Origin of the sequence: Bradyrhizobium stylosanthis (genome assembly GCF_001641335.1) — a bacterium.
Classification (GTDB): Bacteria; Pseudomonadota; Alphaproteobacteria; order Rhizobiales; family Xanthobacteraceae; genus Bradyrhizobium; species Bradyrhizobium stylosanthis.
Window position 1 is genome coordinate 90,808 of record NZ_LVEM01000001.1, and the last position, 13,015, is coordinate 103,822.

General features: G+C 65.9%; 11 protein-coding genes. 5 read left to right on the forward strand and 6 right to left on the reverse strand.

The features are described 5' to 3' along the window. Positions 1 to 198 precede the first annotated feature (198 nt). Positions 199 to 1,638, forward strand: coding sequence for a DUF1254 domain-containing protein (locus A7X65_RS00470; RefSeq protein WP_063682421.1), 1,440 nt, complete (start codon positions 199 to 201; stop codon positions 1,636 to 1,638). Between the two features lie 34 nt (positions 1,639 to 1,672). On the opposite strand, the gene A7X65_RS00475 is transcribed toward A7X65_RS00470, so the two are convergent. The 4 genes from A7X65_RS00475 to mddA all read right to left on the reverse strand — a co-directional run bounded on the left by A7X65_RS00475 (position 1,673) and on the right by mddA (position 5,612). After that, positions 1,673 to 2,881, reverse strand: coding sequence for a GGDEF domain-containing protein (locus A7X65_RS00475; protein ID WP_063682422.1), 1,209 nt, complete (start codon positions 2,879 to 2,881; stop codon positions 1,673 to 1,675). A 176-nt stretch (positions 2,882 to 3,057) separates the two neighbouring features. Beyond that, positions 3,058 to 3,810, reverse strand: a complete 753-nt coding sequence (locus A7X65_RS00480) for a hotdog family protein (RefSeq protein WP_063682423.1) — start codon at positions 3,808 to 3,810, stop codon at positions 3,058 to 3,060. A gap of 36 nt (positions 3,811 to 3,846) precedes the next feature. Then, entirely contained in the window at positions 3,847 to 4,824 is a 978-nt protein-coding gene (locus A7X65_RS00485) for an NADPH:quinone oxidoreductase family protein (protein WP_063682424.1), read from the reverse strand. Further along, complete coding sequence (gene mddA / locus A7X65_RS00490) at positions 4,821 to 5,612, reverse strand: methanethiol S-methyltransferase (protein WP_063682425.1); 792 nt, start codon at positions 5,610 to 5,612, stop codon at positions 4,821 to 4,823. The genes A7X65_RS00485 and mddA overlap by 4 nt, the downstream gene beginning before the upstream one ends. Before the next feature lie 148 nt (positions 5,613 to 5,760). Between mddA and A7X65_RS00495 the strand changes: the two genes are divergently transcribed. Continuing rightward, on the forward strand, positions 5,761 to 7,317 hold the full coding sequence (locus tag A7X65_RS00495; protein ID WP_063682426.1) for a bifunctional AfsR/SARP family transcriptional regulator/alpha/beta hydrolase: 1,557 nt from the start codon (positions 5,761 to 5,763) through the stop codon (positions 7,315 to 7,317). Positions 7,318 to 7,392: 75 nt separating this feature from the next. Here the strand turns inward: A7X65_RS00495 and A7X65_RS00500 are convergent, their stop codons facing one another. Beyond that, the gene (locus A7X65_RS00500) at positions 7,393 to 8,031 is read right to left on the reverse strand and encodes a TetR/AcrR family transcriptional regulator (protein ID WP_063682427.1); all 639 of its coding nucleotides are present in this window, start codon (positions 8,029 to 8,031) and stop codon (positions 7,393 to 7,395) included. Between the two features lie 247 nt (positions 8,032 to 8,278). On the opposite strand from A7X65_RS00500, the gene A7X65_RS00505 reads away from it, so the two are divergent. The 3 genes from A7X65_RS00505 to A7X65_RS00515 all read left to right on the forward strand — a co-directional run bounded on the left by A7X65_RS00505 (position 8,279) and on the right by A7X65_RS00515 (position 10,920). Next, a complete protein-coding gene (locus A7X65_RS00505) occupies positions 8,279 to 8,821 on the forward strand; it encodes an OsmC family protein (RefSeq protein ID WP_063682428.1) in 543 nt (180 codons plus the stop codon). Between the two features lie 35 nt (positions 8,822 to 8,856). Further along, positions 8,857 to 9,969 carry an acyl-CoA dehydrogenase family protein gene (locus A7X65_RS00510; protein WP_063682429.1) on the forward strand — a complete coding sequence of 371 codons (1,113 nt, stop codon included), beginning with the start codon at positions 8,857 to 8,859 and terminating at the stop codon, positions 9,967 to 9,969. A 72-nt stretch (positions 9,970 to 10,041) separates the two neighbouring features. Next, positions 10,042 to 10,920, forward strand: a complete 879-nt coding sequence (locus A7X65_RS00515) for a sulfurtransferase (RefSeq protein ID WP_063682430.1) — start codon at positions 10,042 to 10,044, stop codon at positions 10,918 to 10,920. A 6-nt stretch (positions 10,921 to 10,926) separates the two neighbouring features. Here A7X65_RS00515 and A7X65_RS00520 read toward each other — a convergent pair whose 3' ends face one another. Next, positions 10,927 to 12,855, reverse strand: coding sequence for a sigma 54-interacting transcriptional regulator (locus tag A7X65_RS00520; RefSeq protein WP_063682431.1), 1,929 nt, complete (start codon positions 12,853 to 12,855; stop codon positions 10,927 to 10,929). Between the last annotated feature and the right edge of the window lie 160 nt (positions 12,856 to 13,015).

The following is a 13,015-nucleotide window of genomic DNA, read 5'->3' on the forward strand; positions in this document are numbered from 1 at the left end:
AGGTGGATTACGCCTTCGGCTAATCCACCCTACGAGAGGCCGCCGACGCAGCGCGCGTCGTTGGCCGGGAACGTACCGCTCGTTGATGGGACCGTATTGAGCTGCGCGCTGTGCTGCGCCCCGACCCGCCACATTGATGCAAATCAAGGAAGACGGAACCCCTCCTTCTACGCTTTCAGGCAACAGGGAGGGTTCGAAATGCCAATCAACCGTCGCCAGGCACTTGCCGCCTTCAGCACCGCAATGTCGGCGCTTGCGATGTCCCGCACAGCACGCGCCGAGTTCGACGGTCCTGTGGTCAGGGCCCTGGAGGGTGGCGACGATTTCTGGCTCGCCCAGGACGCCTATATCTACGGCTATCCTCTGGTCACGATGGAGATGACCCGCCGGATCATGACCAACGTTGCGGCGGTGGAAGGCACGCGCGGGCCGATGGGACAGTTCGTCAAGCTGCGCAAGTATCCCGATGCCAGCTTCAGGGATGTCACGGCCCCCAATGCCGACACGCTCTACACGACGGCCTGGATCGACGTGGGAGACGAGCCCTGGGTCCTGACCATGCCCGACATGAAGGACCGCTACTTCCTGTTTCCGATGCTGGACGGCTGGACCAATGTCTTCCAGGTGCCCGGCAAGCGCACCACCGGCACCAAGGCGCAGACCTACGCGATCACCGGACCGGGGTGGAAGGGAACGCTTCCCGCCGGCATTAAGGAATACAAATCACCGACGAGCATGGTGTGGATTTTGGGCCGCATCTACTGCACCGGCACGCCGGAGGATTACGCGGCCGTGCATGCCGCACAGGACGAGTTCAAGCTCGTGCCGCTCAGCGCCTACGGCAAGTCCTATACGCCTCCCGCGGGAAAGGTCGATGCGTCGGTCGACATGAAGACGGCGGTTCGCGACCAGGTCAACGGCCTGGACGCCGCGGCCTATTTCACCCTTCTCGCGCAATTGATGAAGCGCAATCCGCCGGCCGCCGCCGATGCGGCGGAGGTCGCCAAATTCGCGAAGATCGGTCTGGTGCCGGGCAAGGATTTCGATGCTGGCAAATTCGATGCGGCCTTCGCCAAGCGGGTCCCACAGGTGGCATTCGACCGCATCATGCTCCAGTTCAAGGTCAACAAGGCGATCAGGAACGTCAACGGCTGGGCCTTCGATGCCGAAGCCGGTGTCTACGGCACCAATTACTTCAACCGTGCCCTCGTCACGGCAATCGGACTTGGCGCCAACCGGATTCAGGATGCGTGCTATCCGACGTCCCAGAAGGATGCCGACGGCAAGGACTATGTCGGCAGCAACAAATACGTCATGCGCTTTCCCAAGGGGCAGCTTCCTCCGGTCGGAGGGTTCTGGTCGCTGACAATGTATGACGAGAACTACTTCTTCGTCGCCAATCCGATCAACCGCCAGTCCATCAGTGCCCGCCAGAGCCTTAGGGCCAATGCGGACGGTTCGGTCGATCTCTACATTCAGAAGGACAATCCCGGTCCCGACAAGGAGAGCAACTGGCTTCCCGCGCCGGCGGGCAAGTTCGTCCTGATGTTGCGCATGTACTGGCCGAACGAGAAGTCGCCCTCGATCATCAACGGGACCTGGAAGCCGCCGCCGGTGCGGCAGGCGACGAGCAGCTAGGCAGCACGGCGCGTCGCGCCTTTGCTCATCCTTATCAGGCGGCGCTTGCCACTGGGCCTTTCGGGCTGCTCTGCTGGAGACGGCGCAACGCCGCGAGATTGGTCCCGACCGAGGCGAGGCAGCAACGCGATTTGCCGCCCGACTTAGCTTCGTACAGTGCGGCATCGGCGACCCCGAGCAATTCCTCGACCTCGGCGCCATGATCCGGCGACATCGCGATGCCGACGCTGGCGCCGACACTGGCGCGGATCTCGCCGCCCAGCTCATAGGAAATGGCGACTTCGCGGATGAGCCGGTGTCCCGTCTCCCGGGCCGTCTCGGTGGTGACGTCCTCGACGAGCGCGACGAACTCGTCGCCGCCCATCCGGGCGAGCACCGCGCCGTCCGGCAGCGCCCGGCGCACCCGGCCGGCGACGCCTTTCAACACCGCATCGCCCGCCGCGTGTCCGAAGGTGTCGTTGATCGGCTTGAAATTGTCGAGGTCGAAGAACATCACCGCAAACGGGCGTTCGGCGCGCGCGGCAAGCCTCGTGCCGAGCGCCTCGACGAACCCGGCCCGATTGAGCAGTCCGGTGAGTGCGTCATGATGTGCGCGATGGCTGTTCTCGCGCTCGGCGCGCATGGTGGTGACCAGCATCCGGTTGAGGCGGAAGGCTGCGGCGGTCATCGCGGCGAGATACATCGGGACCTGAAGATACACGATGTAGAACAGCGGCTCGCCGGCGAGCGCGGCGCCGGGGATGATGGGACCAAGGCTGAAGAGGATCATGGTGCCCGCCAGGCGCGGCGCGCCGAAATTGCGGAAGCAAATGCCGCCGACCATCGCCGCCGCAGACAGTGATGCCAACATGGCAACGACCCAGTCGCCACTCGCGAGGCTGGCGATGGCGCCAAATCCGACGCTGGCGCTCCAGGCGACCGCAAGCAGGAGATGAAGGTCGGTCGGTGTGGGGCGGTGCTCACGCGCCCTGCGGTTCGCGCTGGCGAGTACGAGGAGACGGGCGAGGCAGATCACGATCTCCATGACCAGCCAGACGATGAATGGTGCGGTCTGCTTGCGGGCGGCGATGACGGCAGCGACCGCAATCGTGTTGACGGCGCCGGCGGCAAATACCGGCAGCGATCCATGGAGCTGGGCAATAAGCGCCGCGCGGATGTCGTCGGGTACCCCGGGCCCCGGTTCGGCAAGCCAGCGCGTCAGGCGCCAGCGTGGCGCACTGTAGAGTCCCTCGTCCGATCGCATTGCAGAGCGTCCCCGTCTTCCGGGCGCCAACAACGCTGGCCGGTCCTAACAGCCTTTTAAGAGCAAGGCCGATCGCTGGCCGTGCTTGACGCAAGGTAAATCGACGCGTGAAGGGCACGCGAGCATGCAGGAAGATGCGAATTGGTGCAGGCGGGTTAACGCACCCGACGAAACCGTCACCCCCGCCCGAGCAGCACCTCGCGCTCCACCGCGATCCATGTCGTCCTCGCGACGGCGAGCAACCTGCCGGCTTCATCATGCAGCGCGGCGTCCGCGGTCCGCTTGCGGCCGTCGCGGCCGGTGGGCCAGGCCGTGATGACGCAGGGTTGGCCGGGGTGCGGGCGGGCCTCGATCCGGGCCGCCATCCGTCCGAGGAGGAGCGGTGTCTTGTCGTAGGTGCCGCTCTGCAGATTGCAATTGCAGGCAAAGCCGGTGGGGCAATCGAGCGCGGACCAGAGGAATTCAGGAGCGACAAGGCCGTCCTCGGCGGCGAGGTTCGGATCCGGCGTCCAGGTCGCCGCGAGAACGGCGTTCTCTCGCCGGCGGCCAAGCGGCCCGGCGAAGACACGCAGGCCGTCGCCTTGGGCACGCGCGGGACCGCAGACGAAACAGTTCGGCAGCGGATGCTCGTGCGGCTCGAACAGCGCCAGCAATCCGGCGGCGCGGGCTTCCTGCAAGCTGGCTGTCTCGATCTGGCCGAGCTCGACATTCGCCGCACGCGCTGTCGCAAGGGCCTTGTCGCCGTCACGAAGCTCCCACGTGCCGTCGGCGGCCGCGATCGCATCGAGCGGCGTGTCCAGCGGAGGCGGCGCGCGCAGCGTCACCTCGCCGCCGCCTGGAATGTGCCGGGCCAGCCGGCCGCAGACATAGCCGCCGTTGCCGGAGTTCGGAGGACCGCAAAAGCGCCTGGCGATGATGATCTCTGTCAATTCTTGCTGTCCTCGTTTTCCGTTCCCGCGTGCATTCTATCTGATCTTGAGCACAATTCTGCCCTGAACCGTGCGGCCCGCCACGGCGCGCATGGCGTTGCCGGCCTCCTCCAAAGGGAGGACGCGATCGATGTGCGGGCGGATTTTTCTGTCGGCCAGCCATTGCACCAGCATGTCGTTCATGCGCGCGGCTTCGTCAGGATATTTCTCGGCCCAGGCGCCGGTGAAGACGCCGATGATGGAATAGTTCTTCAACAGCGGCAGGTTCATCGGGATGGACGGGATCTCGCCGCAGGTGAAGCCGATCGGCATCAGCCGGCCGCCCCATGCCATCAGCCGGGCCATCTGCTCGAAGATCGCGCCGCCGACATTGTCGAAGCCGATGTCGATGCCGGCGCCCGAGGTGATCGACCTGATCCGGTCGCGCAAATCTTCACTGCGATAATTGATGACATCGCCGGCACCGAAGCTCCGCACCAGGGCTGCCTTGTCGTCCGAGCCAACGCCGGCGATGACGCGCAGGCCCAGATGACGGCCGAGGTCGACGGCGGCAAGGCCAACTCCGCCGGCCGCGCCGGTGATGAGCACGGTCTCGCCGGCTTGCGCCCGTGCCCGTTCGACCAGTGCGTAACAGGCCGTTCCGTAATTGTGCAGGACGGTTGCCGCGGTCTCGAACGCGACGCCATCGGGCAGGCGCACGCTCTTGGATTCCTTCGCCGTCATCCGTTCGGCGTAGCCGCCGGTCCAGCTGCTGCAGGCCACGCGGTCGCCGGGCGCGAATGCCGTGACCCTTTCGCCGACCGCGACCACGACACCGGCGGCTTCCGTGCCCGGCACGAAGGGCGTCGGCGGCCGCATCTGGTAGAGGCCCGAGACCAGCAGTTGGTCCATGAAGCTGACGGAGGCCGCATGGACGTCGATCAGGATCTCGTCGGGGGCGGGGTGGGGCTCGTCGATGTCGCCGACGCGCAAATCGCCGGGGCCGGTGAAGGAGCTGCAGAGAACGGCTTTCATTGCGGTGCTCCGACAGCGCGCGATGACGGGCCATCGCCGGTCCGGCGGCGCGTGAAGAGGCGCGGCACCAGCATGGGAACGCGGCGGCGATATTGCCGGTAGGTCTCCCCGAACTCCGCGACCAGGTCACGTTCCTCGAACTGCAGTGCGACCAGGATGTAGGCGGTGTTGGCGACCGCGAACAGCAGATGGCCTGATGTCATCACGGGCGTGGCCCAGAACGCGAGCAGGAAGCCGAGCATGATCGGATGCCGGACGATCTTGTAGAGCAGGGGAGTCTTGAAGGAGTGATCGGGCAGCTCGGTGGCGCGGAGCACGGAGAAGCCCTGCCGCAGGCCGAACAGATCGAAATGATCGATCATGTGGGTCGAGGCAAACGCGATCAGCCAGCCAAGCCAATGCACGCCGGTCAGCAACCACGCTGCAATCCCGCTTGTCTGCCAGACCGGTGCCGGGATCGGACGCCATTGCCAGAACAGCAGCAGCAGGACCAGGCTGGAGAGCAGCACATAGGTGCTGCGCTGGCAGGCCGCGGGAAGGAATTTGGCCAGCCATCGCTTGACGGCCGGGCGTGCCATGACGCTGTGCTGGATCGCAAACAGGCTCAGCAGCAGCAGGTTGATGACGATGGCCGCGGTCACATTGGCGGGACTGCCGAGCTCGACCGGCTTGTCGATGGACTTGGGCACGACATAATTGCCGACGAAACCGAGCGCATAGAGGAATGAAACGGTGAATACGCCGTAGCTCATGATGGCGTAGAGAGGGATCAGGAGGCGTGCGAACATGGTTTTTCCTGTTGTGCCGATGGCAGTGCTGCCGCATGCGGGAGCCTGAACCGCTCGCCGGCGGTCAGGCTCGATCTGCCCTGACTGCTATCGCCGGACCGTCCCCTGCGCGTCCCCCGGGGACGCCGGCCCGGGAAAGAGGTTGTCCATGACGGCTTTCTCGCTGGGGACCTTCGGTTTCCCCGAGCTTCACACGGACGGCCGCCCGATCAAGCTCGCCTTGCGCAAGGGGCTTGCGCTGCTGGTCTATCTCGCGGAGGCCAGAGGCGCAGTCGCGCGGGACGTCATGGCGACGCTGCTATGGCCGGAAACGCCACGCGAAACCGGCCTGGCGCGGTTGCGGCGCCTGCTTCACCGCATCGAGCTCTCGCTCGGCCAATCGATTTTCGAGACCGACCGCACCAGCCTGCGGCTGTCTCCGGAGGTCGCGCTCGAGCTCGACTCGCAATCGTTCGAAAGCGCCTGCGACCGCGGTGACTTCGAAGCGGCCTGCCGGATCTATCGCGGCGACTTCCTGGCTGGCTTCTCCCCGGACGGTTCGCCTGAATTCGACGATTGGGCGTTTTATCGCCGCGAGGCGCTGCGGGGGCGGCTGGTCCATGCGCTGGAGCGTCTGGTGCAGGACAGGAATGCCGCCGGCGATCATTTTGCCGCGACCGCATTTGCGGGACGTCTGGTCGAGCTCGATCCGCTCAGCGAGGTCTATGGCCGGCACCTGATCCGCAGCCTGCTGCTGGCCGGCGACCGCAGCGCGGCGGAGCGGCACCACGCCGCGCTGACGCAGCGGCTGCGCGAGGAGCTTGGCGTTGCGCCGGAAGCCGAGACCGAGGCGCTGATGGCCCCCGCAACGGCGCCGCAGGCCGTGCCGATGACGCGCTACGTGAAGGGCGCCGGCGTGCATCTGGCGTATCAGACCTATGGCAGCGGTCCGCTCGATATCCTGGTCATGCCCGGCTTCGTCTCGCATGTGGAGCGCGCCTGGGAGCATCCGGCGAGCCGCGCATTCCTGGCGTCGCTGATGAAGCTCGGGCGGCTGATCGTGTTCGATCGCCGCGGCATCGGGCTGTCCGACCGGGTCGGATCCGCGCCCGGCATCGACGTGACCGCGCAGGACATCGGCACCGTGTTGCGGGCCGCGAATGCGCGCCGCGTCGTGCTGTTCGGTGCCTCCGAATGCGGGCCGGCCTGCATCAGATTTGCGGTCGACGAACCGCGTCTCGTCGCCGGGCTCATCCTGTTCGGCGCGCTCGCCAAGGGCTGCTGGTCACAGGACTATCCGCACGCGCTGCGCGCGGGCCAGTATGATGCCTGGCGCAAGCATCTGGTCGCGCAATGGGGCGGCCCGGTCGGGATCGAGACCTTTGCGCCGAGCCTTGCCGGCGATGCCCAGGCGAGGGCGTGGTGGGCCGGACTGCTGCGTGCGGCCTCCAGCCCCGGCGGCATCTCCGCCGTGCTGGAAGCGTTCCGAGATGCCGACGTGCGGGAGTTGCTGCCGCGGGTCGCCGTGCCGACGCTGGTGCTGCACCGGCGCGGCGATCGAGCGGTGCGGATCGCGGCGGGACGCGATATCGCGAGCCGGATCAGGGCTGCGAAATTCGTCGAGCTCGACGGCGATGATCACTGGTTCTTTGCAGGAGATCAGCGGCCGGTGCTGGACGCGATCGGGCGGTTTGTGGAAGGAGTGCGGGGAGGCCCGACGTCGTAGCCCGGATGAGCGAAGCGATATCCGGGAAAGGTTCCGCATGTCGCTGCGCTCATGCGGGCTACGAAGCCAGAACGGTCACACCGCCTCCAGCTCGCGCTTCTTCTTCGCCCTGGATTGTCCGAGCAGGGGGCCGGCCGTGAGCGCGGCCGTGTCGGCCACTCCCGGGTCGCGCGAGATCATCGCCGCGACGATGGCGCCGTCGATGAGGAGGCCGAGCTGGTGCGCCAGCACAGCAGGCTCGCTCGAGCCGAGCTCGCCGGCGAGCTTCTCGATATGGCCGAGCACGATCTTCTTGTGCTTCAGCGCGATGTTGCGGAACTGCTTGGCGTCCTTGTCGTGCTCGCCGACGGCGTTGATGAAGGGGCAGCCGTAGAAGCGCTCTTCCGCGAACCAGCTCTTCAGCGCCGGGAAGATGCGCGTCAGCTTCGCCTGCGCGTCGCCGCCGCCCGCTTCCATGGCGCCGATGAACCATTCGCGCCACTGCTTGCCTTCGCTCTCCAGCACCGCGTTGACGAGATTGGTCTTGGAGCCGAACAGCTTGTAGAGCGTCGTCTTCGCCGTGCCGGCTTCCTCGATGATCGCATCGATGCCGGTGGCGTTGATCCCGTTCTTGCAGAACAGATGGGTTGCGGCGCTGAGCAGGCGCCCGCGCGCGGATTCGTCTTCGCCTGCGGCGGCGTGAGGCGAGGTCTTCTTCGATGACGTCTTTGCCATGGTGACGAACTTACCCGCAGCCGCGTTGCATCAGCAAGCCGCATCTGTTCCGCGCTGAAAAGATTCGCAAGGGTGAGGCGATCTGCATCGGCTTTGAGCAAACGGGCGCTGATCAATCCGCAGGCAGGGATGCTTAAGCGGCTCCAATGCCTCGCGTTTTGTTTTTTGCGGGTTCTGGCACGCTCCATGCAAGGAAACAGACCGTTCGGTATCCTGCCGAATTCCACTTCTGCCAGGGAGAAGATTGATGACTGCCGTCGTTCAGAAGACCGTGCTGACGGGTTGCCTCGCACCCATCGACAAGAATGGCCTCGAGCAACTGATCGCCAACGGCAAGGCGAATCCGAAGGTCATCAAGACCTTGAAGTGCAAGACGGTCGCGGAAGGCAAGTTCCGCCACGCCAACTACATCCGCAACCTGCCGCCCTACATCGTCGACGAGCCGCCGGGGCTGCTTGGCGACGACACCGCGCCCAATCCGTCGGAAGCCTCGCTCGCCGCGCTCGGCTCCTGCCTCGCGGTTGGCCTGCACGCCAACGCCGTGCATCGCGGCTGGATCGTCAACAAGCTCGAGCTCGAGCTCGAAGGCGACCTCAACATCACCGCGGTCTGGGGCACCGGCGACATGTCCGATAAGCCGGTCGGGTTCACCGATGTCCGCGTGAAGGTGGACATGGAGTGCGAGGGCATCTCGCCGGACGAGATCAACGCGCTGGTCGCCCATGTGAAGAAATGGTCGCCGGTCGCCAACACCTTCACCCGCCCGGTCAATCTCGAGGTCGGCATCTAGCAACAGCAACACGGACAACGGTGCGGGAGACGACCATGGGTTCACTGGCTTTATCGCGGGCCGAGATTTTGGATCAGCCCGCACCGTCCATTGCAGGAGAGGTGGCGCGGATCGCGCGGGAGCAGCTCGCGCCACTTGCCGCCGGCATCGACGACGGCACAGTCTATCCGGCCGAGGTGCTGCGCGCGTTCGGCGCCGTCGGCGCCTGGGGCAGTCACGTGCCTTACGAAGGTCCCGCGGATCTGCGCTGCGCGATCGAATCGACGGCCGCGATCGGCGAGGTCTGCGGCGCCACCGCCTTCATGGCCTGGTGCCAGAACACGCTGGTCTGGTACGCTGCCAACTCGACCAACCTGAAACTGGCGCGGCGGTTTGGCGATGCGTTCTCGACCGGTCGCGTGCTCGGCGGCACCGGGCTCTCCAATCCGATGAAGAGCTTCTTCGGCATCGAGAAGCTGAAGCTGAAAGGCAAGAAGGTCGAGGGCGGCTATATCGTGCGCGGCGCGCTGCCCTGGGTCTCCAATCTCGGCCCGAACCATTATTTTGGCACCATCTTCGAGCGCGAGGACGAGCTGGGCACGGTGATGTTCCTGGCCGACTGCTCGGATCCCGCGATTACGCTGACGCCGTGCAAGCCGTTCCTCGCCATGGACGGCACCGGAACCTACGGCGTGCAGTTCCGCGATGTCTTTGTGCCGGACGAGCTGATCCTCGCCGATCCCGCCGCGCCCTTCGTCAAGAAGATCCGCGCCGGGTTCATCCTGCTTCAGGCGGGCATGGCGCTCGGCGTCATCAAAGACTGTATCAACATCATGGACGAGGTGGGTAGCCCGCTTGGCCACATCAACCGCTATCTGCCGCAGCAACCGGTGCATTTCCGCGATCTCGCCGCCGAGCTCGAAGCCGAGACCATGGCGCTGGCGCGCGATCCCTACAACGAGGAGGAGACCTACTGGCGCAAGGTGATCGCGCTGCGCCTGCGCGCGGGCGAAGCCAGCGTCGCAGCGGCGCATGCAGCGATGCTGCATTGTGGCGCGCGCGGCTACCTGAAGAGTCACCGCGCGCAGCGGCGCCTGCGCGAGGCCTATTTCGTCGCGATCGTCACGCCGGCCACCAAGCAGCTGCGCAAGATGCTCGCCGATGCCTGAGCTTCACGAGTCCACCCAAGACGACCCGAAGAGACGACCCTGAAGACCCCCAACCTCAACGGAGAGGCTGCCATGACTGACGTCCTGATCACTGCCGTCGAACTCGCCGATCTCTTGAAGACTGAGCCGTGTGTCGTCATCGACACCCGCAATCCCGATGCCTACGCCGCCGGCCACCTGCCGGGCGCCGTGAACGTGCATGAGATCTTCACATTCCTTGCGACCTCGACGCCGGAAGGCATGGCCGAGCTGAAGACCAAATTCGCCGACGCGTTCGGCGGCGCAGGCCTTTCCGGAAAGGAGACGGCGGTGATCTACGAGCAGTCGATGAACTCCGGCTTCGGCCAGTCCTGCCGCGGCTATTACCTGCTCACCATGCTCGGCTATCCCAAGGTGAAGGTGCTGCATGGCGGCTTCGACGCCTGGTCGGCGGCAGGCTTCCCGGTGACGAAGGACGTGCCGGCGCCGGCCAAGGCCGGCTTCGCGATCGTGCCGGAAGCGGGCGACATCCTGATCGATGCCAAGACCATGCTCGGCGCCGTCGGCAAGCCCGGCATCGCCATTCTCGACGTGCGCGACGTCGACGAGTGGATCGGCGACAGCTCGTCTCCTTATGGAAAAGATTTCTGCCCGCGCAAGGGCCGCATCCCCGGTGCCGTCTGGCTGGAATGGTATCGCATGATGAAGCCGACCGCCGAGGGCCCGCGCTTCAAGTCCAAGGACGAGATCTTGGCGGAATGCGCCACCGTCGGCATCTCGACGACAACGCCGGTCTATCTCTACTGTTTCAAGGGCGCGCGGGCCTCCAACACCTTCCTGGCGCTGAAGAACGCGGGCGTGAAGGACGTGCGGATGTATTTCGGTTCCTGGAACGAATGGTCGCGCGACCCGTCGCTGCCGATCGAGCAGGGGTTGCCGATTGCAACTGAGGTGACGACCAAGGCGGCGTGAGCCTCGCTAGCCGATGGCCCGCGGACGAGGCGTGATCCCCAGTGCCTTGATCCGCGAGGCCAGCGTGGTCGGCTTGATGTCGAGCATCTCGGCCGCGCCGCCGGGGCCGAAGACTTTTCCGGCGCAGGCCTCGAGCGCGGCCAGGATATTGGCGCGCTCGTGGTCGCGCATTTCCGACGACGTCATGACGGCCGGGCGCGCGTCGGCCTTCTGACGCGATGCTCCGGCCGTGGGCTGCACGCCCGATGGATCCGGCAGGTCGATGCGCAGGCGGCCGTTCTGCGACAGGATCGCGGCGCGCTCGATCACGTTCTGCAATTCGCGGACATTGCCGGGCCAGTCGTAGCGGGTGAGCCGCCGCGCATCGCCTTCCGATAGGCGCAAATTGGATTTCAGCGCCTTGCTCTCGCGCGTCAGGAAATGCTGGGCGAGCAGGGGAATGTCCTCGCGCCGTTCGCGCAAGGGCACGGTCTCGATCGGGAACACGTTGAGGCGGAAATAGAGGTCCTCGCGAAAGCGGCCGCGCTGCACCTCCTGCTTGAGATCGCGGTTGGTCGCGGCGATGACGCGGACGTCGACGGCGCGGGTTCGCTCCTGGCCGACGCGCTCGAAATGGCCCTCCTGCAGCACGCGCAGCAGCTTTCCCTGCAATTCGAGCGGAATCTCGCCGACCTCGTCGAGGAACAGCGTCCCGCCGTCGGCAAGCTCGAAGCGGCCGATGCGGTCTCGCGTCGCGCCGGTGAAGGCGCCGCGGACATGGCCGAAGAACTCGCTCTCGAACAGTTCGCGCGGGATCGCGGCGCAGTTGACGCGGATCAGCGGCCGGTCGCTGCGGGTGGAATCCTCGTGGATAGCGCGCGCGATCAGCTCCTTGCCGGTACCGGACTCGCCGGTGATCATCACCGCCGCCGCGGTCGGCGCCACCAGCTTGACCTGGCGCAGCGTCTTCTGGATAGCCTCGCTGCCGCCGATGATGCCGCGCGGATTGGTCTCGATGCGGATTTCCTCCTGGAGATAGGCGTTCTCCAGCTCCAGCCGCTCGCGCAGGCGGTCGACTTCAGTGAGCGCGGCATGCAGCTTCTCGTCGGCCTCGCGCCGCTGGCTGACGTCGCGAAACACCACGACCGCGCCGACCACGACGCCGCGGTCGCGGATGGGCGTGGAGGTGTATTCGACCCAGGTGGGCGAGCCGTCCTTGCGCCAGAACACCTCGCCGTCGACCTGGTGCACTGCGCCGTCGCGGAACGCCGCGTAGATCGGGCAGTCATGGTTGTGATAGTGGCGGCCGTCGTGATGGGTGTGGTGGACGATCGGGTGGATCTCCTTGCCGACCAGCTCTTCTGCGGTCCAGCCCAGCATCCGCTCCGCCGCGGGATTGACGAAGGTGGTCTTGCCTTCGGCGTTGACGCCATAGATGCCTTCGCCGGCGGCGCGCAGGATCAGCTGGTTCTCGCGCTCGATGTCCTGGAACACGCGCTCGACTCGCTGCCAGGTCGAGATGCCGCCGCGCATATGGTCCTCGGCGGCGGCGTCGACATTGCGGCGGCGGCGCGCTTCGAGATCGGTCAGCGTGAGGAGCAGCAGCGAGCGGCCGTCATGCGGCAGCAGGCAGCCGGCATATTCGAGCCGGAGCTCTTGCCCCGTCGCATGGCGGGGATTGAGTCCCGTGGTCCAGTAGGCGCCCTTGTGCAGCACGGCCTGGGTGAAGACGGTGAGGGCGGGAAGCTCGCCGGCATGGAGCGTGCTCGCCCTGGTCTGCCGCAGCAGGGCCCGGTCGTAGCCGAGCAGGGCGCAGGCGGCGGGATTGGCGTCGACGATCTGGTCGCCGAAGGGGTCGACCAGCAGTGTTGCCTCGACCGAGGATTCGAAGGCCGCGATACGTGGATCGACCACGGGAGCCACATCGTTGTGGACGGGCATTGGCGTCGTTGCCATTGCGAAATCTCGTAATTGAACTACGAAATCTCGTTTATCACGAGTTTTCGTAGCCGCCAAGCGCGGGCGAAAGTGTTGCGTCATCAAGGCACTGGCCGCGCCGGAGGCGGTGGCATGCTCCTTGCGTAATTACTCCTTGCAATGACGCGCAGGAGGGCCG

Excerpts from the sequence above, each read along its gene's own strand:
- A7X65_RS00470 (WP_063682421.1), top strand. The coding sequence starts at position 199 with ATGCCAATCAACCGTCGCCAGGCACTTGCCGCCTTCAGCACCGCAATG.
- A7X65_RS00475 (WP_063682422.1), bottom strand. The coding sequence starts at position 2,881 with ATGCGATCGGACGAGGGACTCTACAGTGCGCCACGCTGGCGCCTGACG.
- A7X65_RS00485 (WP_063682424.1), bottom strand. The coding sequence starts at position 4,824 with ATGAAAGCCGTTCTCTGCAGCTCCTTCACCGGCCCCGGCGATTTGCGC.
- mddA (WP_063682425.1), bottom strand. The coding sequence starts at position 5,612 with ATGTTCGCACGCCTCCTGATCCCTCTCTACGCCATCATGAGCTACGGC.
- A7X65_RS00495 (WP_063682426.1), top strand. The coding sequence starts at position 5,761 with ATGACGGCTTTCTCGCTGGGGACCTTCGGTTTCCCCGAGCTTCACACG.
- A7X65_RS00500 (WP_063682427.1), bottom strand. The coding sequence starts at position 8,031 with ATGGCAAAGACGTCATCGAAGAAGACCTCGCCTCACGCCGCCGCAGGC.
- A7X65_RS00505 (WP_063682428.1), top strand. The coding sequence starts at position 8,279 with ATGACTGCCGTCGTTCAGAAGACCGTGCTGACGGGTTGCCTCGCACCC.
- A7X65_RS00510 (WP_063682429.1), top strand. The coding sequence starts at position 8,857 with ATGGGTTCACTGGCTTTATCGCGGGCCGAGATTTTGGATCAGCCCGCA.
- A7X65_RS00515 (WP_063682430.1), top strand. The coding sequence starts at position 10,042 with ATGACTGACGTCCTGATCACTGCCGTCGAACTCGCCGATCTCTTGAAG.
- A7X65_RS00520 (WP_063682431.1), bottom strand. The coding sequence starts at position 12,855 with ATGGCAACGACGCCAATGCCCGTCCACAACGATGTGGCTCCCGTGGTC.